The 26,216-nt window shown below is 71.0% G+C and carries 24 protein-coding genes; 16 read left to right on the top strand and 8 right to left on the bottom strand.

The genetic code is table 11. The annotated features are described in order from the left end of the window. The first annotated feature begins 10 nt into the window (after window positions 1–10). Both FHX81_RS40585 and FHX81_RS17190 read left to right on the top strand, forming a co-directional pair. Window positions 11–184: a hypothetical protein gene (locus FHX81_RS40585; protein ID WP_170232079.1), complete on the top strand. Its 174-nt coding sequence runs from the start codon at window positions 11–13 to the stop codon at window positions 182–184. 329 nt (window positions 185–513) lie between these two features. Continuing rightward, window positions 514–1,728, top strand: coding sequence for a mannosyltransferase (locus FHX81_RS17190; RefSeq protein ID WP_141979132.1), 1,215 nt, complete (start codon window positions 514–516; stop codon window positions 1,726–1,728). On the opposite strand, the gene FHX81_RS17185 is transcribed toward FHX81_RS17190, so the two are convergent. Next, entirely contained in the window at window positions 1,684–1,977 is a 294-nt protein-coding gene (locus FHX81_RS17185; protein WP_141979131.1) for a 4a-hydroxytetrahydrobiopterin dehydratase, read from the bottom strand. The two genes, FHX81_RS17190 and FHX81_RS17185, sit on opposite strands and share 45 nt — an antisense overlap. A 133-nt stretch (window positions 1,978–2,110) precedes the next feature. Between FHX81_RS17185 and FHX81_RS17180 the strand changes: the two genes are divergently transcribed. From FHX81_RS17180 to FHX81_RS17170, 3 genes are read left to right on the top strand one after another with little or no spacing between them, the layout of a single operon-like run. Next, entirely contained in the window at window positions 2,111–3,145 is a 1,035-nt protein-coding gene (locus tag FHX81_RS17180; RefSeq protein ID WP_141979130.1) for a thiamine ABC transporter substrate-binding protein, read from the top strand. Then, complete coding sequence (locus FHX81_RS17175; RefSeq protein ID WP_425473827.1) at window positions 3,121–4,734, top strand: ABC transporter permease; 1,614 nt, start codon at window positions 3,121–3,123, stop codon at window positions 4,732–4,734. Before FHX81_RS17180 ends, FHX81_RS17175 begins: the two co-directional genes overlap by 25 nt. Further along, window positions 4,734–5,705 (top strand): ABC transporter ATP-binding protein, encoded by a 972-nt coding sequence (locus FHX81_RS17170; RefSeq protein ID WP_141979129.1) that lies wholly within the window; start codon window positions 4,734–4,736, stop codon window positions 5,703–5,705. Before FHX81_RS17175 ends, FHX81_RS17170 begins: the two co-directional genes overlap by 1 nt. 50 nt (window positions 5,706–5,755) lie before the next feature. On the opposite strand, the gene FHX81_RS17165 is transcribed toward FHX81_RS17170, so the two are convergent. From FHX81_RS17165 to FHX81_RS17145, 5 genes are all read right to left on the bottom strand, one after another. Next, on the bottom strand, window positions 5,756–7,348 hold the full coding sequence (locus tag FHX81_RS17165; protein WP_141979128.1) for a DUF6345 domain-containing protein: 1,593 nt from the start codon (window positions 7,346–7,348) through the stop codon (window positions 5,756–5,758). Between the two features lie 233 nt (window positions 7,349–7,581). Then, window positions 7,582–7,950 (bottom strand): GNAT family protein, encoded by a 369-nt coding sequence (locus FHX81_RS17160; RefSeq protein WP_141979127.1) that lies wholly within the window; start codon window positions 7,948–7,950, stop codon window positions 7,582–7,584. Between the two features lie 14 nt (window positions 7,951–7,964). Continuing rightward, window positions 7,965–8,798 (bottom strand): ABC transporter permease, encoded by an 834-nt coding sequence (locus FHX81_RS17155; protein ID WP_141979126.1) that lies wholly within the window; start codon window positions 8,796–8,798, stop codon window positions 7,965–7,967. Then, the gene (locus FHX81_RS17150) at window positions 8,795–9,835 is read right to left on the bottom strand and encodes an ABC transporter ATP-binding protein (protein ID WP_141979125.1); all 1,041 of its coding nucleotides are present in this window, start codon (window positions 9,833–9,835) and stop codon (window positions 8,795–8,797) included. The genes FHX81_RS17155 and FHX81_RS17150 overlap by 4 nt, the downstream gene beginning before the upstream one ends. Next, window positions 9,832–10,974 carry a LolA family protein gene (locus tag FHX81_RS17145; protein WP_141979124.1) on the bottom strand — a complete coding sequence of 381 codons (1,143 nt, stop codon included), beginning with the start codon at window positions 10,972–10,974 and terminating at the stop codon, window positions 9,832–9,834. Before FHX81_RS17145 ends, FHX81_RS17150 begins: the two co-directional genes overlap by 4 nt. A gap of 138 nt (window positions 10,975–11,112) precedes the next feature. On the opposite strand from FHX81_RS17145, the gene FHX81_RS17140 reads away from it, so the two are divergent. From FHX81_RS17140 to FHX81_RS42055, 3 genes are read left to right on the top strand one after another with little or no spacing between them, the layout of a single operon-like run. Continuing rightward, window positions 11,113–11,850 carry a response regulator transcription factor gene (locus tag FHX81_RS17140; protein ID WP_141979123.1) on the top strand — a complete coding sequence of 246 codons (738 nt, stop codon included), beginning with the start codon at window positions 11,113–11,115 and terminating at the stop codon, window positions 11,848–11,850. Beyond that, the gene (locus tag FHX81_RS17135; protein WP_246107859.1) at window positions 11,847–13,130 is read left to right on the top strand and encodes a sensor histidine kinase; all 1,284 of its coding nucleotides are present in this window, start codon (window positions 11,847–11,849) and stop codon (window positions 13,128–13,130) included. Before FHX81_RS17140 ends, FHX81_RS17135 begins: the two co-directional genes overlap by 4 nt. A gap of 25 nt (window positions 13,131–13,155) precedes the next feature. Next, window positions 13,156–13,971 (top strand): NUDIX domain-containing protein, encoded by an 816-nt coding sequence (locus tag FHX81_RS42055; RefSeq protein WP_246107858.1) that lies wholly within the window; start codon window positions 13,156–13,158, stop codon window positions 13,969–13,971. A 146-nt stretch (window positions 13,972–14,117) separates the two neighbouring features. Here FHX81_RS42055 and trpS read toward each other — a convergent pair whose 3' ends face one another. Continuing rightward, window positions 14,118–15,083, bottom strand: a complete 966-nt coding sequence (gene trpS / locus FHX81_RS17125) for a tryptophan--tRNA ligase (protein ID WP_141979122.1) — start codon at window positions 15,081–15,083, stop codon at window positions 14,118–14,120. Window positions 15,084–15,277: 194 nt separating this feature from the next. Between trpS and FHX81_RS17120 the strand changes: the two genes are divergently transcribed. Continuing rightward, window positions 15,278–15,577, top strand: a complete 300-nt coding sequence (locus FHX81_RS17120; protein ID WP_141979121.1) for a YciI family protein — start codon at window positions 15,278–15,280, stop codon at window positions 15,575–15,577. Window positions 15,578–15,623: 46 nt separating this feature from the next. Here FHX81_RS17120 and FHX81_RS17115 read toward each other — a convergent pair whose 3' ends face one another. Next, window positions 15,624–15,815, bottom strand: a complete 192-nt coding sequence (locus FHX81_RS17115) for a hypothetical protein (RefSeq protein ID WP_141979120.1) — start codon at window positions 15,813–15,815, stop codon at window positions 15,624–15,626. A 146-nt stretch (window positions 15,816–15,961) separates the two neighbouring features. Between FHX81_RS17115 and typA the strand changes: the two genes are divergently transcribed. The 7 genes from typA (at window position 15,962) to FHX81_RS17080 (ending at window position 26,197) form a co-directional block, all read left to right on the top strand. Next, window positions 15,962–17,863 (top strand): translational GTPase TypA, encoded by a 1,902-nt coding sequence (gene typA / locus FHX81_RS17110; protein WP_141979119.1) that lies wholly within the window; start codon window positions 15,962–15,964, stop codon window positions 17,861–17,863. A 195-nt stretch (window positions 17,864–18,058) separates the two neighbouring features. Then, window positions 18,059–19,729, top strand: a complete 1,671-nt coding sequence (locus tag FHX81_RS17105; RefSeq protein WP_141979118.1) for an ABC transporter family substrate-binding protein — start codon at window positions 18,059–18,061, stop codon at window positions 19,727–19,729. A gap of 291 nt (window positions 19,730–20,020) precedes the next feature. Beyond that, a complete protein-coding gene (locus FHX81_RS17100) occupies window positions 20,021–21,844 on the top strand; it encodes an ABC transporter family substrate-binding protein (RefSeq protein ID WP_141979117.1) in 1,824 nt (607 codons plus the stop codon). Between the two features lie 151 nt (window positions 21,845–21,995). Further along, window positions 21,996–22,994, top strand: coding sequence for an ABC transporter permease (locus FHX81_RS17095; protein ID WP_141979116.1), 999 nt, complete (start codon window positions 21,996–21,998; stop codon window positions 22,992–22,994). Then, window positions 22,987–23,946 (top strand): ABC transporter permease, encoded by a 960-nt coding sequence (locus tag FHX81_RS17090; RefSeq protein ID WP_141979115.1) that lies wholly within the window; start codon window positions 22,987–22,989, stop codon window positions 23,944–23,946. The genes FHX81_RS17095 and FHX81_RS17090 overlap by 8 nt, the downstream gene beginning before the upstream one ends. Continuing rightward, window positions 23,943–25,130, top strand: coding sequence for an ABC transporter ATP-binding protein (locus FHX81_RS17085; RefSeq protein WP_141979114.1), 1,188 nt, complete (start codon window positions 23,943–23,945; stop codon window positions 25,128–25,130). The genes FHX81_RS17090 and FHX81_RS17085 overlap by 4 nt, the downstream gene beginning before the upstream one ends. After that, window positions 25,127–26,197 (top strand): ABC transporter ATP-binding protein, encoded by a 1,071-nt coding sequence (locus FHX81_RS17080; protein WP_141979113.1) that lies wholly within the window; start codon window positions 25,127–25,129, stop codon window positions 26,195–26,197. The genes FHX81_RS17085 and FHX81_RS17080 overlap by 4 nt, the downstream gene beginning before the upstream one ends. Window positions 26,198–26,216 lie beyond the last annotated feature (19 nt).

The raw sequence follows: 26,216 nt of genomic DNA, 5'->3' as shown, positions 1-26,216 counted from the left end.
CACCGGGAACATGGCGGTGACCCCGAGGTCGACCGACGAGCAGGAGCGCGCGCTGGCCCTGCCGGCGGAAGCCGACGTGGTGATCGCCCTGGCCACCGGTGCGGTCGGCCACGCGGAAGGCGGCGGAGCGGCCAAGGGGCTGAACCTGACCGGCGTGCACCGCCGACGGGGCGTCACGGCATGAGCTTCGCCGGGTCGATGTCGATCTCGAACGGCACGGTGACGTGCAGCGAGTCGCGGGGGCCGGAACAGAGTTCGGGGCGGTGCGTTCGACGCACCGCCCCGAGGTACTGTGCTCCAGGCGTCAGCGCACCTGGTTGCGGCTGTGGCGGGCCAGGGCGAAGACGCCCCCCGCGGTGGCCAGCATGCCCAGGGCGGAGACGGTGAAAACGACGATGTCGGTGGTCATGCGAATTATCCCCTTGCGTTGATCTCCCACTCGTCTTGACGTCCGGGTACCCCGTTTCGTGGCCCGACAGTCGTGTAATTCACACGATCGTGGAGGTAAGGGCAGTGGGACTGCGCACACTCGAGCAGCGGGTGCTCACCGTCGCGCCGTGGGTGCTGGGCTTGTCCCTGCTCGGCCACCTGGCGATGGTGGCGTTCCAGACGAAGATGACCATGGTCGACCTGATGGTCTACCGGAACGCCTCACCGGAGCTGTTCACCGGCTTCCTCTACGACTGGCGGCTCAAGGAGTTCTCCGACCAGTTCGCCCTCCCCTTCACCTACCCGCCGTTCTCCGCGCTCGTCTTCGTGCCGCTGTCGTGGGTGCCGTGGGGCGTGGCCCGCTGGGTCTGGCAGCTCGCCTGCCTGGCCTGCCTGTGGTTCGTCACGCGCAAGTCCCTCCAGCTCGTCGGCAGCGACGACCCGCGTCGCGCGATGCTGTGGACCGGCCTGTTCGTGTGGGTCGAGCCGGTCCGCACCACGCTGAACTACGGCCAGGTCAACCTGGTCCTGGCCGCCCTCCTGCTCGGCACGATGGTCAGCGCGCGGAGCTGGGCGCAGGGCGCGGGCGTCGGGATCGCGGCCGGGTTGAAGCTCACGCCCGCGATCTCCGGCCTCTACTTCCTGGTCGTGCGCCGCTACCGGGCCGCCGCGTGGTCGATCGCCGCGTTCCTCGGCACGGTCGCGGTGGCGTACGCGATCTCGCCGAGCCTGTCGAACCAGTACTGGTTCCACCTGCTGGGCGACGCCTCGCGGGTCGGACCGGTCGGCTCGGCGATCAACCAGTCGCTGCGCGGCGCGTTGTCCCGCACGGTCGGCTACGACATCGGCACGGGGCCGGTCTTCCTGGCCGCCGTGGCGGTCGCGGCCGTGCTCACCGGGTTCGCGCTGCACGCCTCGGTGAAGGCGCGGGACACGTTGGCGATGATCGTGTCCGTGCAGTTCCTCGGCCTGCTGGTCTCCCCGATCTCGTGGAGCCACCACTGGGTGTGGGCGGTACCGGCGCTGCTGTGGCTCGTCCACTCGGCCAGGCACCGGCTCGCGACGGTCACCGCGGTGGCGTGGCTGGTGGCGATCGGCAGCTACCTGATCTCGTTCCTGCTCAAGGCCCAGCCGTCGATCTGGGTCATCCCGCGCCCCTGGTACTACTCGGCGCTGGGCTGGGTGTACCCGGCGGTGGGCGTGCTCACGCTCGTCACGATCGCCGTCGTGCTGCGCGGGCGGGTGGCGCGGCGGTCAGGGGAAGACGTCGAGGACCGACTCGATCTCCTCCGCGAGTGACACGTCCAGCGCGGTGACCCCGCCGCTGGAGTGCGTGCTGCACCGGAACGTCAGCGTGCGCCAGCGGATGTCGATGTCGGGGTGGTGGTTGTCGTTCTCGGCGATCTCCGCCACCCGGTTCACCACCTGGAGCGCCCGGGCGAAGCTCTCCAGCTCCACCGTGCGCACCAGTGCGGCGTCCTGCGCCCGCCAGGACGGCAACGAGGTCAGCGCGGCGGTCACCTGGTCGTCGGTCAGCAGTTCGGCCATGACCCCGATCGTGCCACCGCGCGCGGTAAGCTGCCCGTTCGCCACGGGAGTCCGGTGCGCCGGGCTGAGAGGAAGGCGCGTGAGCCTTCGACCGTACAACCTGATCCGGGTCATGCCGGTGTAGGGAGAGATGATGCTCCGTCGAGTGCTGCCCGTCGTGAGCGCGTTCGCGCTGCTCACCGCTTGTTCGGTCACCACCTCCGACGCGCCGCCGCCGGGGGAGCGGGTCGTCACGCTGGTGACGCACGACTCGTTCGCGATCAGCCCCGAGCTGCTGGAGGAGTTCAAGGCCGACACCGGCATCACGATCAAGCCCCTCGCCTCCGGCAGCGCGGGTGAGCTGACGAACAAGCTGGTGCTGACCAAGGACGCCCCGATCGGCGACGCCGTGTTCGGCGTCGACTCCACGTTCGCCTCGCGCGCGCTGAAGGAGGACGTGTTCGCCGAGTACGCGAGCCCCGAGGCGCGGCAAGGCGCGCAGCGCTACGAGCTCGACCCGCCGAACCGGCTGCACGCCGTCGATGTCGGCGACGTGTGCCTCAACATCGACGTCGCCGCGCTCCGGGACATCGGCGAGCCGAAGCAGCTCGCCGACCTGGCCGACCCGAAGTACCGGGACATGTTGGTGGTGGAGGACCCGGCGACGTCCTCACCGGGCCTGGCGTTCCTGCTGAACACGATCGCGGTGTTCGGCGAGCAGAACTGGCAGAACTACTGGGGTCAGCTCAAGGCCAACGGCGTGAAGGTCGTCAGCGGCTGGGAAGAGGCCTACACGCAGGACTTCTCCGGTTCCAGCGGCAAGGGGTCTCGGCCGATCGTGGTGTCGTACGCGTCGTCGCCGTCGGCGGAGATCGGTGACGACGGCACGCCGCGCACCAAGGCGCTGCCGGACACGTGCTACCGCCAGGTCGAGTACGCGGGCGTGCTGAACGGCGCGAAGAACCCCGACGACGCCGGGAAGGTCGTGGACTTCCTGCTCGGCGAGCAGGTGCAGGCCGACGTGCCGGGCCAGATGTACGTCTACCCGTCCCGCGAGGGCGTCACGCTGCCCGAGGCGTGGACGAAGGCCGCACCGCTGCCCGCAGGCTCCCGGTCGCTGCCCGCCGCCGAGGTCGACGCGAACCGCGAGCGGTGGGTGCAGCAGTGGCGCACGTTGGTGCAGGGCTGAAACGCGCCCTGAGCCCACGCCTGGCCTGGTCGCTGGCCGCCCTGCTGCCCCTGGTGTTCCTGGGCGTGTTCTTCGCGTGGCCGGTGGTGGCGATCGTCGCGCTCGGCGTGGGCGAGGGCGGCGTGCTGCCGGTGCTGGCCCGCGCCGACACCTGGGACCTGGTCGCGTTCACCCTCGGCCAAGCCGCCGCGGCGACAGTGCTGGCGCTGGTCGCGGGCCTGCCGGTGGCGTTCCTGCTGGCCCGCTGCCGGGTCCGCGGCACGGGCCTGGTGCGGGCGGCGGTGATGGTGCCGTTCGTCCTGCCGACCGTGGTGGTGGGGCTGGCGTTCCGGGCGTTGTGGCCCGACGGCGGCGTGCTGCCGATCGTGCTGGCGAACGCGTTCTTCAACGTGGCCGTGGTCGCCCGCACGGTCGGCGGCCTGTGGGCGGGGGTCGACCGGCGGGCGGAGGACGCGGCACGGGCCCTGGGCGCGTCCCGCGTCCGCGCGTTCACCTCGGTCGTGCTGCCGTCGCTGGCGCCCGCGATCGGGTCGGCGGCGTCGGTGGTGTTCCTGTTCTGCGCCACCAGCTTCGGCGCGGTCCTGGTGCTCGGCGGCGCGCGGTACCGCACGGTGGAGACCGAGATCTACCTGCGCACCGTGGAGCTGTTCGACCTGCCGGGTGCGGCGGCGTTGTCGCTGGTGCAGTTCGTCGCCGTGATCGCGGTGCTGGTGATCGGCGGCGCGGCGCGGCGCAGGCGGGAGCGGGCCCTGTCGCTGCGGGTCGAGCCGGCCCGGCGGCCCACCGGCGGCGAGTGGGGCGTGGTCGCGGCGGCGTGGCTGGTGGTGGCGGCGCTGCTGACGCCGGTCGTGGGGCTGGTGGCGCGGTCGCTGGCCACCGACGACGGCTGGAGCTTCGCGGGCTACGCCGCGTTGGCGGGCACGGGGGAGCGCGGCACGCTGGCGGTCTCCGGACTGGACGCCGCGGTGAACTCCCTGCGCACGGCCACCGACGCCACCCTGGTGGCGCTGGTCGTCGGCATCACCTCGGCGGTCGTCCTGGTCGGGCTGCGGCGGCACGGGACGTGGTTCGCCGAGACCCTCGACACGGCGCTGATGCTGCCGCTGGGCGTGTCCGCCGTGACGGTCGGCTTCGGCTACCTGATCACGATGGACGCCCTGCCGGGTGACTTCCGCACGTCGCCGCTGCTGGTGCCGCTGGCGCAGGCGCTGGTGGTGACGCCCCTGGTCGTGCGGATCGTGCTGCCGGTGCTGCGTGCCGTGGACGAACGGCTGCGGCAGGCGGCGGCGACGTTGGGCGCGAGCCCGTGGCGGGTGTGGCGCGAGGTGGACCTGCCGCTGGCGGCGCGGTCGTTGCTCGCGGCGGCCGGGTTCGGGTTCGTGGTGGCGCTGGGCGAGTTCGGCGCGACGAGCTTCCTCGTCCGGCCGGACGCGCCGACGTTGCCGGTGGTGATCGCGCGGCTGATGTCGCGGCCGGGGGAGTTGAACAGCCAGATGGCCTACGCGGCGTGCGCGCTGCTGATGGTGGTGACCGCGGTGGCCGTGCTGGTGATCGAGCGGTTGCGCGTGCCGAGCGGCGGGGAGTTCTGATGTCGTTGCGCCTGGCCGGCCTGACCGTCCACTACGGACCGGTGGCGGCCGTGTCCGAAGTGGACCTGTCGATCGCGGACGGCGAGGTGGTGGCGCTGCTCGGGCCGTCCGGGTGCGGCAAGTCGACGCTGCTGCGCACCGTGGCCGGGCTGGAGCGCCCCGCCGCCGGCACCGTGTCGTGGGACGGCGCGGACCTCGCCGGGACGCCCGTGCACCGGCGCGGCTTCGGCCTGGTGTTCCAGGACGGCCAGCTCTTCCCGCACCGCGACGTCGCCGGCAACGTCGCGTTCGGCCTGCGGATGCGCCGGGTGGACCGGCGGGCGCGCGACCGCCGCGTGGCCGAGCTGCTGGAGCTGGTCGGCCTCTCCGGCTACGCCGACCGCCGGGTGACCGAGCTGTCGGGCGGCGAACAGCAACGGGTGGCCCTGGCCCGCGCCCTCGCGCCGCACCCGAGGCTGCTCCTGCTCGACGAACCGCTCTCCGCCCTCGACCGGGCGTTGCGGGAGCAGTTGGCCCTGGACCTGGCCCGACTGCTGCGCGAGGCGGGCGCCACCGCGCTGGTCGTGACCCACGACCACGACGAGGCGTTCACCCTCGCCGACCGGGTGGCGGTGATGCGCGCGGGTCGCATCGTGCAGGTCGGCGAACCGTCCCGGGTCTGGCGGCACCCGGCCGACGTGGACACCGCGCGCTTCCTGGGCTGCGGCCGGGTCCTCGCCCCCGACGAGGCCGACCGCCTCGTGGGCGTCCACGCCCGGGTAGGCCTCCGCGCCACGGCGCTGAGGGTCGACCCGGCCGGGCCGATCGGGGCGGAGGTGCTGGCCCGCGTCCACCGCCGGGACCACGTGCGGCTGCTCGTGCGGCTGGGCGGTGACGACTTCGAGGCCGTGGCCCCGGTCGCCGAGCCACCGTCACCCGGTGACCACGTCACGCTGGCCGTCGACCACGACGGGGTCGCGGTCATCGGCTGACGCCCGCCGACGCGGGGGCCCCGGTCCGGGACCCCCGCGTCAGCGGTCGGTCAGCTCAGGCCGGAGATCTTCCAGTACCCGACGCTGGGCAGCGTGTCCGGGCCGACCGGGCCCGCGCCCCAGAAGTGGTCGTTGAAGTTCGCGATCCACGAGGTGCCGATCGGGCCCATGGTCGCCCACCGGACCCACGACGGCTGGGTGTCGATCGCCGCCCGCGACCACGCCCGCAGCACCGGCAGGCGGTGGCGCAGCAGGTAGTCGCCGTAGCGGGAGCCGAACGCGCCGCACTGCACGACGCCGGTCTCGAAGCTGTTGATCTGGTGCAGCCCGCGGAACGCCTGGCCCCACCGCTGCCACCACGCCTGGCCGCTCGCGGTCGGCTGGAGCAGGTTGGGCGTGTGCAGGCTCATCCACTCGGCGTCCCGGTTGCCCCAGCGCGCCTCGGTGTTGCGCAGGTAGTTGTCGGAGACGGAGCTGCACCCGGCGAAGGACAGGCCGAACGGGCCGCCGAGCCCGCGGAAGTAGGTCATGTCGACGTCATCGGCGTACAGGTGGTCCTGGCCGCCGGGGAACATCGGGTCCTTGAAGTCCTGCTCCCACGAGTTGGCACCGGTCCAGCTGAACTGCACCGGGATGCCCGCGCTGGTGAACTGGTTGTTGAAGCCGGTGATGTCGGCGGGGATGCTCGGGATGCCCTGGCACGTGCCCGTGCCGGAGCTGCCGACGTCGATCCGGGTGACCCAGCGCGTGCCCAGGTCGGGCGAGGTGGAGGAGGTCGCCGAGCGCGGCGGGACGCTCGGGTCGAGCGGCGGGGCCGTGCTGCCGACGACGGCCGGCAGGTAGATCAGCGGCGCCGACTCGCCCGTCTCCGCGGCCTGGCAGCGGAAGTACGGCTCCAGGTGCGTGGTGCCGGTGCCGAGCATGTTGTTGGCGTAGGCGTACTCGACCGAGCCCAGCGGGTTGGCGCCCAGCGCCTTGGCGCAGTCGCGCCGGCCGTCCTCCAGGGTCAGGACCGGCTTGGTGCCGACGGCGGTGACGACGCGGGTGGCGTAGGTGAGCTGGGTGACGGCGCCCGAGCCGTCCAGCGAGACCCGGATCTTGGAGCCCGGCCCCTCCAGCGGCAGGCCGCCGAGCCGCAGCGCGAACGTGACCGTGGTGTCCAGCGGGGCGCTGACGACCGCGGTGCCGTTGGCGTCGTGGATGTCGATCGTCGTGAACGACGCGCTCGCGGTGGCTTCGGCGGGCAGCAGCCCGACCCCGCGCAGCGCCTCGGTGACGCGCTTGGTCGCGTCGGCCAGGGGCACGGCCCGCAGCCCCCGGATGGTGGTCAGGTCGAGCTGGGTCAGCGTGGTGGCCCGGCCGCTCTCGTCGGGCGTGCCCGCACCGCGGTCGATGCCGGGCACCTTGAGGTGCCGGGACTCGTCCGTGAACGTGACGACGCCCTCGGGCGTGCGCTCGACGGTCCTGAGGCCGAACGCGCGCTGGAGGGCGGTCGCCTGGTCCTGGGTCAGGCCCTCCGAGCGCACGGCGTAGATGGGCAGGGCGTCGGCCGCGGCGGTGGCCGCCGTGGCGCCGGTGAGCGCCGCGGCGCCCACCAAGCCGGACAGGGCGAGCAGCGTCGCTCCCCGATGTCTGGTGGACATGCCTAGTCCTCCTTCTGCGCCGCCGGACAGGGCCGGCGGCACGCGAGGAGGACGGCGGGAAAGGGGCGGTGATACCGACTGGAGAAGGAGATCACTCGATCGGAGTCAAAGGTGTAACGCGGCCGTCGCGCAAAGGATTTGCTAGGCGGATAAGTCTGTGTGCGCAAGCTGCTGACCAGCGGTGATACTTCCAACACGGTAATCGTGATGACGCTTCGACCGCATTTCGGCGGCTATTTCGGTTCGGTGTTCCGAAGTGCGCCGGAAATTCCCTCCGACGTGTCAGAATGGAGGTCGAGGGCATATTCCACATCACCGTGTTCGGCACCCTCGACGTACTCGGGCCACTCTTCGTGGAACGTCCGCACGTGCCGCGGCCCGACCTTCTCCGGCACCCGTCGCGACCCCGCGTTCACCGCCCGCGCGTGCCCGACGAGCGCCGACGCGCCCTCCGGCAGCACGACCCGCTCGACGTCGTCCCGCGACACCGGCCTGCCGTCCTCGATGTACCGCATCACCCGCGGCTCGGCCGGCGACCGGGCCACATCGTCCACATCGGAGGGCGCGATCCCCCGCAGCACCAACCGGTTCGCCCCGACCACGGCCCGATCGTCGGCTAGCTGTCCTTGGTGGCCAAGCGCATTGCCGCCAGCGACATCCCGATCAGCACGTAGCACCCCGCCAAGGCCGTGCTGCGCCAGAGCTGCTCGGTCGGCAGCGGGTCGCGCATCACGTCGATCAACCCGTCCCACGCGGACGTGATGAGGTACGGGTGCAGCCAGTCCAACGCGCTGAACACGCCCAGCACGGCGAACACGATCACGCCGGCCATCGTCGCCGCCATCACGACCAACGGGTGCTCGGTGCACGCCGAGATCGCCATCGCGATCGCCGCCACACCCCACACCTGCACGGTGACCAGCAGGATCGTCAGCACGATCCGCCCCAATGCCGCGCCCAACGACAGCGTGGACCCCGACAGCGTCAGCATCCCCTCGCCGCCGAACAGCACCACGCCGGTGATCGCACCGACCACCGCGATCAGCGTCACCGCGACGAGCGTCATGGTGGCCACGCCGAACGCCTTGATGCCCAGCAGCCTGAGCCGGCCCACCGGCGAGATCATCAACCCGCGCAACGTCCCGTGCTGCGCCTCGCCCGCCAGCCCGTCGGCCGCCCAGATCGCACCCACCAGCGGCAGCAGCAGCGGCAGGGCCAGGAACAACGTGAACACCGGCAACACCAGGCCGTTGCCCTCGATGATCGCGGCCAACCCCGGTCCGGCGGCGCCGTCGCCGTCCGCGGCGAACCACAGCCCGATCCCGGCCAGGACCGGCACCAGGCACAGCGACGCCAGCCCGATCACCGTCCGCGGCCGGCGCAGGATCCAGCGCAGCTCCGAGCGCAGTTGCCTGCCCAGCGGAGCGCGCGTGGCGACCAGCGCGCTCATCGCGCACCCTCCTCGATCGTGTCCACCGCGGACAGGTTGTGCTCGGACTCCTCGGCCTCGGTGAGCCGGGCGAACAGGTCTTCCAGCCCGGTGCGGTGCCGGCGCGCCTCGTGCACCGCGACCCCCGCCCGCACCAGCGTCTCCACCACCACGGGCGCGGTCGTGCCGATGAGTTCGATGCGCACGCCCTGAGCGGTCCCGTCGCCGGTCCCACCGGCGGGGATCGGCCGCGCCGAGATCCGGCCCGCGCGCAACGCGTTCAGCGCGTCGTCCACGTCCGGCGTCACGACCAGCAGCGAGCTGCTGTCCGCGTGCAGCAGTTCGGCCAGCTCGCCCTGCGCCACCACGGTTCCCCGGTGCAGCACGGCGACGTGCGTGCACGTCGCCTCGATCTCGCTGAGCAGGTGGGACGACACGACCACCGTGCTGCCCGCCTCGTGCAGGTCCGCGATCACCTTGCGCACCTCGCGCGTGCCCGCCGGGTCCAGCCCGTTGGTCGGCTCGTCCAGCACGATCAGCTCCCGCTTGACCAGCAGCGCCGAGGCCAGCCCCAGCCGCTGCTTCATGCCCAGCGAGTACCCCCGGTAGCGCCGGTGCGCGGCGGCGGCCAGGCCGACCCGCTCCAAGGCGTCCTCGACGGCCTGCTTGATGTCACCCGTGGCGAGCAGCGGCTCGAACGCCGCCGCCCGCCGCAGGTTCTCCCGCCCCGACAGGAACGGGTGGAACCCCGGACCCTCGACCAGCGCGCCCACGTGCGGCAACGCCTGCGCGGCGCCGTCGGGCAACGCCTTCCCCAGCAGCTCGACCTCCCCCTCGGTCGGCCGCACGAGCCCGAGCAGCATGCGGATCGTGGTGGTCTTGCCCGACCCGTTCGGGCCGAGCATCCCGAGCACCGCCCCGCGCGGCACGTCGAGGTCCACCCGGTCCACCGCGACCGTGCGCCCGTACACCTTGCGCAGTCCCCGCGTCCGGGCGGCGAGGACCGGGGTGGAGCCGGCCGTGGCCGACTCCACCCGCGCGCTGGTCGAGGTGGTCACTTGACCTGGCCGATCGCGTCCACCAGCACCTGCTCCGGCACCGCGCCCGCGGCCACCCGGCCGTCGTCGGTGATCAGCACGCCACCGACCCGCGTGGTGACGAGCGTGCCCGACCCCCACGAGCCGCTGACCTGCTTGCCGAGCTGCTTGATCAGGCCCTGCACGTCGACGTCCTCGCCCTGGCCGCGGTCCTGGAAGCGGCCCTCGCGCTGACCCCGACCCTGCTGCTGCGCCTCCGCGAGACCCGCCAGGGCGTCCTGCGGCACGCGCGCGGCCAGCACGACGTCCCAACCCTCACCGATGACCTGCGGGTTCGCCTCGGTGAACGCCTTCTCGGCCGCCGCCTTGTCCTCCGCCGACGGCGCGTCGACCTCCGGCTCGGTCACCTTCGCCCCGGCGGGCGGGGTGAACGCGAACAGCGACGCGTCCTGCGGGCCGACGGCCAGCTCGGAGAACCCGACCTGCGCGGCGGGCGCGTCCGTGCCGTTGGTCAGCACGGCCACCCGCAGCGGCACCCGCAGCTCCGAGTCGACCGCGACGCGCACCTCGCGCAGCACCGTCTTCTCGGTCGGCTTCGGCGTCAGCACCAGCTCGTACACCGGCCGGTTCGCCACCCGCGCGGTGCCGTCGACCGTGACGTCGCTGAACTCCTGGATCGCCGCCACGACCTGCCGGGACAGCGTCACCGGGTCCGTCGGCGCGGCCTTCGGCTCACCGCTCAGGTCCGGGTGCGCCTGCTCGAACGAGCCGTGCGGCAGCTTGGTCACGGTCTGCTCGGCGGAGTCCCACAGCCACGCGGTCTGCCCGTCGTCGACGAACGTGCGCTCGGAGTCGCCACCGGGCAGCTGCACCCGCACCTTGCCCTGGCCGTCGGTCCAGATCCGCAGGTTGCTGGCGCCGTCCGACAGCTGCGGCACGCCGGCGATGGCCGGGATGCCCAGGTCGTTGTCCACGTCCACGGTGCCGCCGAACGCGGCCGGCTTCGCGTTGAGCACGGACTCGACCAGCGCCTCGGCGCTCACGTCCGGCAGCACCGGTGCGGGCCCCGCGCCGGCGGGCATCGCGAGCAGCCCCAGCCCGGTCGCGCCGGCGACCACGCCGACCGCCGCCGCCACGACGGTCACCCTTCTCCGGTTCATGTGTCCCTCCTCCACCGGGCAGCCCCTTGCGACCCGACACCCCAGACACTGCTCCGCACGCCCTGAGATCGAGCTGAGAGCGGCCCGGACGCTGAGAGCGCACTGAGACTCCCGCGCCGATTGTCCTCCTCACGGGGCATGCTGTGGGGCGTGAGACCACGGGTGCTGGTTGTGGACGACGAGATCGGCGTGCGACGGGCGTTGGAACGCGGCCTGTCCGCCGAGGGCATGGAGGTGGTGACGGCCGCCGACGGCCCGAACGCCCTCCGGGTGGCGTTGACCGGCGCGTTCGACGTGGTGCTGCTGGACATCATGCTGCCCGGCCTGTCCGGTTACCGGGTCCTGCAGCGGATGCGCGCCGAGGGCGTGCGCACGCCCGTGCTGATGGTGTCGGCCAAGGACGGCGAGGTCGACCAGGCCGACGGCCTCGACCTCGGCGCCGACGGCTACCTGGTGAAGCCGTTCTCGTTCGTGGTGCTGGTCGCGCAGGTGCGCGCGTTGCTGCGGCGCAACTCCGCGGACCTCGCCCGGCGGCGCCTCAAGCTCGGTGAGCTGGTCGTGGACCGGGCCGTGCGCGAGGTCAGCTGGGCCGGTGAGCCCGTGTCGCTGTCGCCGCGCGAGTACGCCGTGCTCGACGTGCTGGCCAGCCGGGCCGGGTCCGTGGTCACCAAGGACGAGCTGCTGCGCACCGTGTGGGGCGACGAGCAGGCGGCCACCCGCAACGCGGTCGAGGTGTACGTCGGCTACCTGCGGCGCAAGCTCGACGCGATGGGCGCGGGCGAGGTGGTGCGGACCGTGCGCGGCCACGGCTACCTGGCGTCCACGCCCGACCTCGACGCGGCGCTGGGAGCGTCGTCGGGGACCAGGCGCAGGTGAACCTGGGCCGGTGGTGGCCGCGCCGGTGGTGGCTGCGGCGGACGCTGCGGTTCCGGATCACCGTGGTGGCGACCGGCGTGGCCCTGCTGTGCCTGCTCGCGTTCACCCTCCTGGCCCCGCAGCTCATCGGGTACGTGCAGGTCAGCGCGGTGGACCGGGAACTGGCGAAGGCCGAGCGGGTGCGCGTGCTCGACACCGCCGGCAACCCGCTGGACGGCGGGCCGCGACCCGACCTGACCGCGGCGGAGATCCGCGTGCTCAAGGCGGGCGGACCCGTGCTGCGGATCGACGGTCCCAGCGCGCACCGGTGGATCGGCCGGGTCGTGTTCACCGCGGACGGCACGCCCGAGCTGCACGTGGCCGGTGACACGCTGGTCGGCTACCGCGAGGCGAACCAGCTCGGCACGCGGTGGCTGGCGGTGGCCGCGGTGCTGGTCGCGGGCCTGGTGGGGATCGCGACGTGGCTGGCGGTGCGGTCGTCGTTGCGGCCGGTGGAGCGGATGCGGGTGGCCGCGGCGGAGCTGCCGCGCGGGCAGCGCCTGCCCGTGCCGGCCGCGCGGGACGAGCTGCAAGCGCTTGCGGAGGCGCTGAACGCGTTGCTGGCCCGGCGTGACGAAGCCACCGAGCGGCTTCGGCGGTTCACCGGTGACGCGGCGCACGAGCTGCGGTCGCCCGTGACGTCCGTGCGGGCGCAGGCCGAGGTGGCGGTGGCGCACCCCGACCCGGACTTCTCCATCGAGGTGCTGGAATCGGTGGTGGAGGAGTCCGAGCGGCTGTCCGCGCTGGTGGACGCGTTGCTGATCCTGGCGCGCGCGGACACCGGCGAGCTGCCGCGCGCCGAGCCCGTCGACCTGGTGCTGCAGGCGCAGGCCGCGGTGGACCGGCTGGGGGAGGCGGAGCTGCTCGTGCAGCTGGCCGCGCCCATGTCGGCGTGCCTGATCTCCGCCGCGCGCACCGAGGTGGAGCTGGTGCTGGACAACCTGCTGCGCAACGCGGCCCGGTACGCCCGGACGTTCATCCGGATCTCGGTGCTGCCGGCGGCCCGCGAGGTGCGGTTGCTGGTGGACGACGACGGGCACGGCATCCCCGAGGAGCACCGGGAGAAGGTGTTCGACCGCTTCTACCGGGTCGAGTCCGACCGGGGGCGGGCCACCGGCGGGTTCGGGCTGGGGCTCGCGCTGGTGGCGCACCTCGTGCGTCGGCGGCGGGGGACGATCCGGGCCGGGGAGTCGCCCGAGGGCGGCGCGCGGCTGGAGGTGCGCTGGCCGCTGTACCGGTGACGTGCGGCTGACAGGATGTGCGACCGTGCCCGAGCTGAGGAACACCACCCTGGTCGACGCCCCGTTGCGGACCGTCGCCGCCGCGTTGTTGGACGCCCGGTTGCTGGCGCGGGCCGTGCGCGGGCTGGGCGTGCGGATCACGGGTGGCGCGCCGGTGCTGTTCGAGGGGGCGCGGCTGGCCGGGTCGGTGGGGCCGGTGACCGGGACGCTGGTCGTGACGCGGGCGGGCACCACGGGTGTGTCGGCGGAGCTGGTCGGTGGGCCGTTGCCGCGGTTCACGCTGGTCACGGACCTGTTGCACACCGGTGGCGGCACGATGGTGGTGGACTCGGTGGAGTGGTCGAGCCCCGGTGGCCCGTTCGGTCGCCTGGCCGACGTCGTGGTGGGCCGTGGTCTGGCTCTCAAGGTGCTGGAGGCGCGTGCGGCGGCCGTGTCGGCTCGGAGCGTCGAACTCCTGAGCGCGCGCGTGGTGGTAGCCGCCGCGATCTTCGACAACGGCCGCCTGTTGGCCCAGCAGCGCAGCTACCCGCCCGACGCCGCGGGCAAGTGGGAACTGCCCGGCGGTCGCGTGGAACCGGACGAAACGGACCACGCCGCCGTCATCCGCGAGTGCGCCGAGGAACTCTCCGTCACCGTCACCCCGGGTGCCGGGATCGGCCCGGACATCCCCCTCCGCTCCGACCTCCTCCTCCGCGCCTACACCGCCACCCTGACCTCCGGCACCCCGACCCCGACCGACCACCAGGCCGTCCGCTGGCTGACCTCCGCCACCCTGACCACCGTCGACTGGCTCCCCGCCGACCGCGTCCTCCTCCCGACCCTCCTCTCCCACCTCCCCTGACCCGCGCGTGTCGAACGCTCAGGTCCCGAGTGTCGAACGCTCAGGCCCTCTCAATTCAACGCTCAGGACAAGCCCGGCGAACCTGAGCGTTGAATTCGGGGGTCGCGAACGTTCGACTCTCGGGACCTGAGCGTTCGACTCTCGGGTCAGGCCAGGCCCGACATGCGGAGGGCGGCGTCCAGGCGGTGGGTGCAGCGGGCGCGGGAGCGTTCGGCGCCGTGGGCGCGGGCGCGGTCCAGTTCGGCGGGGTCGTCCAGCAGGCCCTGGGTGACCTCGCGCACGGGGCGCAGCTCCTCGATCACCGCGTCCGCCGTGACCTCCTTCAACTCGTTGTAGTCCGACAGCGACGACGCCAGCTCGGCCGGCTCCTTCCCGGTGCACGCGGCCAGGATCTCCAGCAGGTTCGCCACCCCGGGCTGCTCCACCGGCGCGTAACGCACCTCGCCGAGGTCGTCGGTCACCGCACGCCGGATCTTGCGCCGCACCAGGTCCGGCGGGTCGAGCACGAACACCGTGCCCGCCGCGTCCTTCGCCGTCTTCGCCATCTTCCGCGACGGGTCGGCCAGGTCGCGCACCCGCGCCGCGGTCGGCGGCACCACGGACCGCGGCATCACGAACACCTCGCCGTAGGTGCCGTTGAACCGCCGCGCCAGCACCCGGGCCAGCTCCACGTGCTGCCGCTGGTCGTCACCGACCGGCACCTCGTGCGCCCCCTGCAGCAGGATGTCGGCCGCCATCAGCACCGGGTACGTGAGCAGGCTCAACCGGACCGACGACCGGCCCGCGGACTTCTCCTTGAACTGGATCATCCGGGCCGCCTCGCCGTACGTGCAGGTGCACTCCAGCACCCACGTCAACGCGCCGAGCTCGCGGACCAGGTCGGACTGCACGGCCACCGACCGCGGGTCCACGCCGGCGGCGATGAGCACCGCCAACTGCTCCCGGGTCAACGACCGCAGCCGTGACGGGTTGTGCGACGTCGTCATGGCGTGCAGGTCGCTGATGAAGTAGACGTCCTCCTCGGTGCCCTCGGCGGCCCACCGCCGGATGGCGCCGAGGTAGTTGCCCAGCTGGACGGGGCCGGACGGGGTGATCGCGGACAGCCTGATCATGGTGATCCCTTCGGGGGTGTGCCCGCTCGACCGGACCCCCGAACGCACGAAGGCCGCCCCAGCGGGCGGCCTGCGTTCGTCTGACGCGCAGTTCTCAGGGCCGCCGGAAGGCGGACCACCAGAACGGGTAAAGAGTGCGCATAGCCGCGATTCTAGCGTGTGACCCCGGTGTGTCACGGGTCTACATTTCTTCTATGTACGTCGTGCTGCTGGAGTACACCGCACCCCTGGACGAGGTCGACTACACCCTCCCGGACCACGTGGAGTGGCTGAAGAAGCAGTACGAGGCCGGGTACTTCCTGGCCTCGGGCCGCCAAGTGCCGCGGGTCGGCGGCGTGATCATCGCCCGGCCGATGGTGCGCGGGAAGCTGGACGCGCTGCTGGCCACCGACCCGTTCGCGATCCGCAAGCTGGCGAAGTACCAGGTGGTGGAGTTCCAGGCCACCCGGACCGCGCCCGAGCTGGCCAGGGTGAACGAAGCGGTGATGGGTTAACCGCGGCGCGGATCCGTCCCACCCGGCACGCGCCGGGCGGTCGCTGTCACGCTGCCGTCTTCTTCTTGCCTTTCTCCTTCTCCTCCTTGCGCTCCTTCTTCGCCGCCTTCGCCGCCTTCTTCGCGGCTTTCTCCCGGGCCTTGAGCAGCACGACCACCGGACAGCTCTTGCACCTCGGTGTCGAACGGCAGCACTTCTTCTTCACCTTGACCTTGCCCACGCGGCGTGCTCCACTCATCCGGGTGTCCTCAGAGTAGGTGAGGCTGACCTCACCTGCCGTCCGTGTGTGGTAAGGGCACCACGCCCGGTACGCTGTACTCAGGCTGCGCGCGATCCATGTCCGGCGCCTGGCTTCCCTCGCACAGACAGCTCTAGGAGTTCCGCGTGCCCACGGCCACCGCGTCGATCAAGGAAACGCTGGTCCGCAACGACCTGCGCAACGTCGCGATCGTCGCGCACGTTGACCACGGCAAGACCACTCTCGTGGACGCCATGCTGCGCCAGTCCGGCGCCTTCTCCGAACGGGCCGAGCTCGTCGACCGGGTCATGGACTCGGGCGAGCTCGAGCGCGAGAAGGGCATCACGATCCTCGCGAAGAACACCGCCGTGCGTCGCCAGACGCCCGACGGCCCGGTGACCATCAACGTGGTCGACACCCCCGGGCACGCCGACTTCGGCGGTGAGGTCGAGCGCGGCCTGTCCATGGTCGACGGCGTCGTGCTGCTGGTGGACGCCTCCGAGGGCCCGCTGCCGCAGACCCGGTTCGTCCTGCGCAAGACCCTGGCCGCCGGCCTGCCGGTGATCCTGGTGGTGAACAAGGTCGACCGCCCCGACGCCCGGATCTCCGAGGTCGTCGAGGAAGCGCACGACCTGCTGCTCGACCTGGCCACCGAGGTCGGCGCCGACGACTCGGTGCTCGACCTGCCCGTCGTCTACGCGTCGGCGCGCGCCGGCCGGGCGTCGCTGAACCAGCCCGAGGACGGCGGCCTGCCCGACGAGGAGAACCTCGACGTCCTGTTCGAGGTCCTGTTCAAGCACATTCCCGCCCCGACGGGTGACGCCGACGCGCCGCTGCGCGCGCTGGTGACGAACCTCGACGCGTCGTCGTTCCTGGGCCGCATCGCGCTCTGCCGCATCGAGGCCGGTCGCATCCGCAAGGGCGAGACCGTGGCGTGGTGCCGCGAGGACGGCTCCGTGCACAAGGTCCGCATCACCGAGCTGCTGATCACCGAGGCGCTCGACCGCGTGCCCGCCGAGCAGGCGCGCGCGGGCGACCTCGTCGCCATCGCCGGCATCCCGGAGATCACCATCGGCGACACGCTCGCCGACGTGGACAACCCGGAGCCGCTGCCCCGGATCACCGTGGACGAGCCCGCGATCTCGATGACCATCGGCGTGAACACCTCGCCGCTGGCCGGTCGCGGCGGCGGCACGAAGCTGACCGCTCGGATGCTCAAGGCCCGGCTGGACTCGGAGCTGGTCGGCAACGTGTCCGTGCGCGTGCTGCCCACCGAGCGCCCCGACACCTGGGAGGTGCAGGGCCGCGGTGAGCTGGCGCTGGCCATCCTGGTCGAGCAGATGAAGCGCGAGGGCTTCGAGCTGACCGTCGGCAAGCCGCAGGTGGTCACCAAGACCGTCGACGGCAAGCTGCACGAGCCGTTCGAGCGGTTGACGATCGACGCCCCCGAGGAGCACCTGGGCGCGATCACCCAGCTGCTGGCCAACCGCAAGGGCCGGATGGAGAACATGTCCGGCCACGGCTCCGGCCGGATCAAGCTGGAGTACGTCGTGCCGTCGCGCGGCCTCATCGGCTTCCGCACCGAGTTCCTGACCGAGACGCGCGGCACCGGCATCGCCAACGCGGTGTCCGAGGGCTACGGCCCGTGGGCCGGCGAGATCCGGACCAGGCACAACGGCTCGCTGGTCGCTGACCGGTCCGGCCAGGTCACCGCGTACGCGATGATCCAGCTCGCCGACCGCGGCACCTTCTTCGTGGAGCCCGGCGCCGAGGCGTACGAGGGCATGGTCGTCGGCGAGAACCCGCGCGCCGAGGACCTGGACGTCAACGTGTGCCGCGAGAAGAAGCTGACGAACATGCGCACGTCGACCGCCGACGTGATGGAGACGCTGGCCCGGCCGCGGAAGCTGTCGCTGGAGGAGGCGCTGGAGTTCTGCGCCCCCGACGAGTGCGTCGAGGTCGCGCCTGAGGTCGTGCGGGTGCGCAAGGTGATCCTGGACGCCAACCAGCGCGGCCGCGAGCGCAGCCGCAACAAGCTGCGGGGCTGAGTCCTTCCGCTCCGGGCTACTCCTTATATATACGGTCTGCTGACGGATATATAGGGTCTGCTGACGGGCACCTCGGGCTTCGGCCCGGGGTGCCCGTCGCTCATCCCGGTACGGGTGGCGTGGGTCACTCCTCGGGTGGGTGTGAGTCGTGGGGTTGGGCGTCGACCGCCGGCGACGTCTGGCACGCTCGTACCCATGGGGACGCGAAAGGTTCTTGCGGTGGTGGCTGCGCTCGCGCTGGCGGGTTGCACGGCGACACCGCCACCGCCCCTGGTGCCGTCGACGCCGGGGATGACGGTCGTCCCGAAGGAGAAGCAGAACGAGGTCGTCGTCGGCGTGGACGACGTCAAGGGCGGCTACAACCCGCACACGCTGGCCAACCAGAGCACCGTGACGACCGCGCTGGCCTCGCTGCTGCTGCCCTCGACGTTCCGGACCGACGCGGACGGCAGTCCCCGGGCCGACCTGGACCTGCTGGTCGGTGCCGAGGTGACGGCCGCGGAGCCGTACACGGTGACGTACACGTTGCGGCGGGATGCCAGCTGGTCGGATTCGGCGCCGATCGCGGCCGAGGACTTCGTGTACCTCTGGCAGCGGATGCGCGAGGAGCCCGGCGTGGTCGACCCCGCCGGGTACCGGCTGATCGACGACATCACCAGCCGCGAGGGCGGCAAGGTGGTCGAGGTCGTGTTCGGCAAGCCCTACCCCGGCTGGCGCAGCCTGTTCCGCAACCTCCTGCCCGCCCACCTGCTCAAGGACGCGCCCGGCGGGTGGGGCGCGGCGCTCGCCGACAGCTTCCCGGCCACGGCGGGGCCGTTCGCGGTCCGCTCGCTCGACCAGCCGCGCGGCGAGATCGTCCTCGAGCGCAGCGACCGGTTCTGGGAGGCGCCGCCCGCGCTGGACCGCCTGGTCCTGCGCCGCGCGAGCCAGCACGACACGATCGAGGCGTTGAACTCCGGTGACGCGCAGGTCGCGCTCATCCGCGCCGACGCGATCGCGACCAAGGACATCGCCGAACTGGCCAAGACCACCCCGCTCACGAGTGCCGTCGTGCCGCGCCCGGAAGTGGTGCAGCTCCTGTTCCGGCCGGCGTCACCCCGCATGCAGGACGTCCGGGTCCGCACCGCCGTGATGAACCTGCTCGACCGGGACGACCTGATCGACGCCGGCTCGCGCAGCGGACCCAGCGAAGCACTCCGCGCGGACGCCCAGGTGATCCCGCCGAGCAAGCCCGGGTACGTCGCCACCATGCCCGCCAAGACCGGTGACCCGGTGCAACTGCTCACCGAAGCGGGTTACACCCGACCGGCGGGCGGGCAGTGGGGCCGTGACGACAAGCCGGTGGAGTTGACCATCGCCGCACCGGCCGGGATCGAGCCCTACGTGACCGTCGCGAACCGCGTTCAGCGTCAACTGTCATTGTCCGGAATCGCCGCGCGCATCCTGACAACGCAGCCCAATGAGTTGTTCGGTGAAGATCTGTCGGATACCGCCGCGTCCAATGAGCCGGTCGACATTGCCGTCGTGCCCCAGGTGGACACCGGCGATTCCGCGGCCGTTCTGGCGTCCACATTCGGCTGCCGGCCCACCCCGCAGGACGGCGGTACACCCATTCCGGCGAATCTGTCGGGTTTCTGCGACCAGGCGGTCCAGCCGGTGATCGACCAGGCGCTCAGCGGGCAGGTGCTGCTCGCCGACGCGCTCGAGACCGTCGAGCCGGTGCTCTGGCAGCAGGCGGTCTCGATGCCGTTGTTCCAGGTAGCGGACCTGCTGGTAGTCCTGCCGGCCGCGCAGAACGTCACCGCCGGTGCGCCGTTCGCCGGTCCGCTGAGCACCGCGCGGGCCTGGCGGCGGGAAGATCGTTGACCGTTGACCTGGCCGAAACACTGGCTTCAAGATGCGTGTGCGGGGCAGTATTGACAGTATTCCCGTCGTCCGGTTAACGAACGCTCCCGCCCGGTAACGACGGAGTTGCATGCTGCGACCAACGTGTCACCCTTTGGTCACGATCGGCCGATGGGCAGTGACCGTGCCGCGCGCGGCTTCTTATCGTGCTGCAACGGTGTGTCGGTTCGGGGCGCGTTTGGCACATCACGGTTATGGGTGGAAGTCGGCCCAAACGGTCGCTCCAACCCAGTGCTAGGAGGGCACGTGTCGATGAGGAGATCAAAGGCTGTCTCGGCGCTTGCGCTGTTGACCGGTGCCGCGCTCGTGCTGAGCGCGTGTGGTGGCGGCGGCGCCGGCGGCGGCGACCAGAGCGGGCCGCAGGATGCCGACCCGGGTGCCATCGGTAGCGCGGACGAGGTGTTGAAGCGTCCGAAGGTGGAGGACATCGGCGAGGTCGCGATCGCCGTGGAAGAAGGCTTCAGCAACTACAACAACAACATCGGTGCCACGAACAACTTCGCGAGCACCATCGCGCTGTCCAACGTGCAGCCCTCGCCCTACGTCACCGACCTGGTCGACGGCAAGGTGATCATCAAGGTCGACGGCGACCTGATGGAGCACATCAAGGTCACGTCCACCGACCCGCAGACCATCGAGTGGAAGGTCCAGAAGGCCGCCGTCTGGTCCGATGGCGAGGCCATCGACTGCGACGACTTCCACCTGAAGTGGCTGGCCGCGACCAGCAAGGCCACGGTCAAGGGCGACGACGGCACGGAAGCCTCGATCTTCGACTCGTCCGACACGGGCTACAAGGACATCGAGAAGCTCGAGTGCTCCGAGGACGGCAAGACCGTCACCACCACGTTCTTCAAGGACAAGGCGTTCGCCGACTACCGCGCCCTGTTCTCGCAGCCGGGTAGCGACAGCCTGCTGCCGGCGCACGTCCTGGAGCAGAAGACCGGCGTCGCGGACATCACCAAGGTGCTGCCCTCGCAGAACGACGAGACGGTCAAGAAGGTCGCCGAGTTCTACACCACCGGCTGGCGGGGCTTCGACCCGGCGGTCGCGCTGTCCGGCGGCCCGTACAAGATCGTCTCGGCGGACCTCAAGGACCAGACGGTCCTCGAGCGCAACGAGAAGTGGTGGGGCAACCCCGGTGGCCCGGCCAAGGTCATCCTGAAGACGAACACCGACGCCCAGTCGGCGGCTCAGCAGCTGCAGAACAAGGAAGTCCAGGTCATCGCGCCGCAGGCCGACGCGGCCGTCGCGCAGCAGCTGCGTGGTGACAGCGCGTTCGACGTCTACGCCGCCGGTGGCCAGACCTACGAGCACGTCGACTTCAACATGGCGCTGCCGCTGTTCAAGCAGAACAAGGAGCTGCGCACCGCGATCGCCCAGTGCTTCGACCGGGACGCCTTGGTCGAGAAGCTGGTCGCGGACGTGGACCCGAACGCCAAGCCGCTCGGCAGCCTGACGTTCATGCCGAACGAGGTCGGCTACGAGGACCACTACAGCGACACCGGCAAGGGTGACGTCGCGGCGGCCAAGAAGACCCTCGAGGACGCCGGCTGGAAGCAGGGCGCCGACGGCATCTACACCAAGGGCGAGTTCCGGGCGTCCTTCAAGCTGGGCCACAAGATCGTCCAGCGCCGTGCGGACACCGTGCGCATCCTGCAGGACAAGTGCAAGCAGGCCGGCATCGAGATCGTCGACGACCAGGCGGCCGACTTCAACGACAAGCGCCTCCCGGCGAGCGAGTTCGAGGCCGCGCTGTTCGCGTGGGTCGGCCAGCCGCTGAAGGCCGGTGCGTACGGCAACTACGCGCAGAAGGACAAGGGCGGCTCGGCCAACTACAACAACTACGACTCCGCCGCTCTGACGGAGAAGTGGGCGGCCGCGAACAGCGAGCTCGACTACCAGAAGCGCGTCACGATGATGAACGACGCCGACAAGATCATGCGGGACGACCTGCACAGCGTGCCGCTGTTCCAGTTGACCGACTTCGCGGCGTCGAGCGCGGACATCGGCCCGATCTCGTACATCGGTGTCGGTGGCGGTGTGACCTGGAACCTGTACGCCTGGCAGAAGAAGTAGTAAACGCCGGGCTCGGTGAGTCCAGGTAGGTAAAGCATTACCCAACCGCCGGGGGGCCGGTGCCACAAGCACCGGCCCCCCGGACGGTGTCCGCGTCCGGTAGGCTCCCACGCTTGCACGCGGGGGTGCCTAGGGAGACTAGAGACTCGTCATGTTCCGTTACATAATCCGGCGGTTGTTGATCTCGATTCCGCTGTTGATCGTCGCTTCATTCCTCTGCTTCGGTCTCGTCAACGCCATGGGCGATCCCCTGGGCGAGTGGAAGCTCCAGAAGCCCCGGACACCGGCGGAGATCGCCGCCGCGTACGAGCGGACGGGCTACAACAAGCCGTTCATGGAGCGCTACGTCGACTGGGCCGGCGACTTCGTGACCGGCGACTGGGGCGAGTCCGTCGTCCCCGGCAACGCGGGCAAGCCGGTCAAGGAAGAGCTGCTCAAGGCGTTCGGCGTGACGCTGCGGCTGATCCTCGGCGCGGAGATCATCGCGCTGCTGCTCGGCATCGTCGTCGGCGTCATCGGCGCGGTGAGACAGTACTCGATATTCGACTACACGGCGACGGGAATATCGTTCGCGATGTTCTCGATGCCGTTGTTCTGCGTGGCCCTGGTGCTCAAGGCCGGGGGTATCGAGCTGAACAACTGGCTGGAGTCCATCGGTGCCGACCGCTGGATCATCACGGCGGGTCCGCCGGGTGACGGGTTCGGCGGCAGCTTCGGCCAGCAGGTGTTCCAGTACAGCGGCGCGTACATCCTGCCCACGATTTCGCTGGTGGTCATCCAGTTCGCGCTCTACAGCCGCTTCCAGCGGGCTTCGATGCTGGAGACGCTGAACGCCGACTACGTGCGCACGGCGCAGGCCAAGGGCATTTCGGAGGCGCGGTCGATCTTCCGGCACGCGTTCCGCAACGCGCTCATCCCGATCATCACGGTCTCCTCGCTCAACATCGGCGCGGGTTTCGGTGGCGCGGTGATCACCGAAACGGTCTTCAGCTGGTCCGGAATGGGCAAGTTCATCGTCGAGGCCATCACCAAGATCGAGCCCTACCAGGTGCTCGGCTTCATGATGCTCACGGCTGTGTTCATCATCGTGTTCAACCTGATCGCGGACGTCCTGTACGCCTTCCTGGACCCGAGGATTCGCCTTGACTGAGATCGGTTCCCCCGTGGCGCAGGCGCCCGCGCCCCAGCAGGGCGGCGAGGCGAGCACGTTCGACACGACCACGGCGCGCAAGCAGTGGCAGGTCATCCTGCGCCGGTTCACCCGGCACAAGGCCGCCCTGGTCGGCCTGGTCCTGTTCGTGGTGCTGGTGCTGTTCGCCTTCCTCGGCGGCCTGTTCTGGAAGTACCCGTACACGGACCTGGGCTTCAAGCGGTACCTGCCGCCGAGCGCCGACCACCCGTTCGGCACCGACCGGCTGGGTGGCGACATGGTCGCCCTGATCATCCGCGGCACGCAGTTCTCGCTCCAGATCGCGATCGTGGTGGCGGTGCTGTCCACCGTCATCGGCGTGGTGCTCGGCGCGGTGGCCGGCTACCTGAAGGGCTGGGTCGACACCCTGATCAGCCGCTTCATCGATCTGCTGCTGGTCATCCCCAGCCTGATCATCGCGGCCGTGCTGGTGCGCAACAGCTTCGTGGTGTCGGTGGCGGGTGGCAGCGGCGGCAGCAACTGGCTGATCGTGGCGCTCTACCTGGGCCTGATCGGCTGGCTGTCGATCGCCCGGGTCATCCGCGGCATGGTGCTGTCGCTGCGCGAGAAGGAGTTCGTGGAGGCGGCCCGCGCGCTGGGCGCGTCCACGTTCCGCATCGTGTTCCGGCACATCCTGCCCAACACCGTCGACGTGATCATCGTGAACGCCACGCTGGCGATCGCGCAGGCCGTGCTGCTGGAGGCCGCGCTGTCGTTCATCGGCCTCGGCGTGCAGAGCCCGGACACGTCGCTGGGCCTGATGATCAGCCTGAACAAGAACGAGTTGACGCTGCACCCGTGGCTGTTCCTCACCCCGTTCGTGTTCATCGTGCTGATCTCGCTCGCGGTGAACTTCATCGGCGACGGTCTCCGGGACGCCTTCGACCCGCGGCAGAAGAGGGTGAAGGCATGAGTGAGGTGGACGTCATGAGCACGCCAGGGTCCTCGGCGTGGGAGAACACGGCCGGCAGCGGCGAGAAGCTGCTCCGCGTCGAGAACCTCTCGGTCGACTTCCCGACCGAGGACGGCACCGTGCACGCCGTGCGCGACGTGTCGTTCACCCTCGGCCCCGGCGAGGTGCTGGGCATCGTGGGCGAGTCGGGTTCGGGCAAGTCCGTGTCGTCGATGGCGATCATGGGCCTGCTGCCGAAGACCGCGAAGATCGGCGGGTCGATCAAGTTCAAGGACCGCGAGCTGGTGGGCCTGAACTACAAGCAGATGCAGCCGGTCCGCGGCAACGGCGTCTCGATGATCTTCCAGGACCCGATGACCTCGCTGAACCCGGTGTACACGGTGGGCTGGCAGCTCGCCGAGGCGCACCGGGCGCACCACGACGTGTCGAAGAAGGCCGCGTGGGCCAAGGCCGTCGAGGCGTTGGAGCTCGTGGGCATCCCGCAGCCGGACCGCCGCGCCTCGCAGTACCCGCACGAGTTCTCCGGCGGCATGCGGCAGCGCGCGATGATCGCGATGGCGATCATCAACGACCCGGACGTGATCATCGCGGACGAGCCGACCACGGCGCTGGACGTGACCGTGCAGGCGCAGATCCTGGACACGCTGCTGCGCATCCGGGACGAGACGAGCGCGGGCATCATGGTCATCACGCACGACCTGGGCGTGGTGGCGGGCATGGTGGACCGCGTGCAGGTCATGTACGGCGGCACGGTGGTCGAGCAGGGCACCGTGGACGAGGTGTTCGAGGCGCAGCGCATGCCGTACACGGTCGGCCTGCTCGGCTCGATCCCGAACCCGAACATGCTGGGCAAGCGGCTCACGCCGATCAAGGGCGCCCCGCCGTCGCTGATGAACCTGCCGCAGGGCTGCTCGTTCTCGCCCCGCTGCCCGTTGGCGATCGACGAGTGCCGCGAGACCGAGCCGCTGCTGCTGGAGACCGACCGGTCGGGCCACTTCGCGCGGTGCCACCGCTCCGCGCACCTGGCGACCATCGAGAACCCGCAGCGGCTGTTCGCCCACGACGAGATCGGCGTGGTCGAGAACCCCGCGGCGCTGACCATGGCGAACCCGGACATCCCGGTGAGCGAGGACCTCGACGTGGTCGAAGCCCGGTTGCACGAAGAGGAGAAGCCGACCTCATGACGTCGACTGACAGCAACCCCCAGGCCGGTGGCCTCGCGTCGGGCGGACGCCCGGGCGAGACGCCGCTGCTGGAGGTCAAGGACCTGGTCAAGTCGTTCCCGGTGCGCGGCGGCGGCATCATCCCGCGCACGGTGGGGCAGGTCCAGGCGGTGTCCGGGGTCAGCTTCGACCTCTACCCGGGCGAGACGCTGGGCCTGGTCGGCGAGTCCGGCTGCGGCAAGTCCACCACCGGTCGCGCCATCCTCCAGCTGCACAAGCCCACGTCGGGCTCGGTGAAGTTCGAGGGCCGCGAGCTCACCAAGCTGCGCGGCAAGGGCCTGCGGGGCGTGCGGCGGGACATGCAGATCGTGTTCCAGGACCCGTACGCGTCGCTGAACCCGCGCTGGCAGATCAACGAGCTGATCTCCGAGCCGTTCAAGATCCACGGCATGCCCGAGGGCAGCGGCAAGGACGTGCAGGCGCGGGTCAACGAGCTCATGGAGCTGGTGGGCCTCAACCCGGAGCACCGCAACCGGTACGCGCACGAGTTCTCCGGCGGCCAGCGCCAGCGCATCGGCATCGCCCGCGCGCTCGCGCTCAACCCGAAGCTCGTGGTGCTGGACGAGCCGGTGTCCGCGCTGGACGTGTCGGTGCAGGCGGGCGTGGTGAACCTGCTGGAGGAGCTGCAGGAGCGCCTGGGCCTGGCGTACCTGTTCGTGGCGCACGACCTGTCGGTGGTGCGGCACATCTCCGACCGGGTCGCGGTCATGTACCTGGGCAAGATCATCGAGATCGGCGACCGGGAGGACATCTACGCCCGGCCGATGCACCCGTACACGCAGGCGCTGCTGTCCGCGGTGCCGGTGCCGAACCCGAAGGTCGAACGGGGACGCCAGCGGATCGTGCTCACCGGTGACGTCCCGTCGCCGGTGAACCCGCCGTCGGGCTGCCGCTTCCGCACCCGGTGCTGGAAGGCGCAGGACATCTGCGCCGTCGAGGAGCCCAAGCTGGAACGGCGCGGCGACGGCAACGGCACGCTGTCCGCGTGCCACTTCGCCGAAGTGGCCCCCACCGCCCTGGTGGGATGAGCTGACACGGCCGCCGCTG

The organism is Saccharothrix saharensis, assembly GCF_006716745.1.
Lineage (GTDB): Bacteria > Actinomycetota > Actinomycetes > Mycobacteriales > Pseudonocardiaceae > Actinosynnema > Actinosynnema saharense.
The sequence above is the reverse complement of the archived record's forward strand: the minus strand, read 5'-3'. Positions and strand labels throughout refer to the sequence as shown.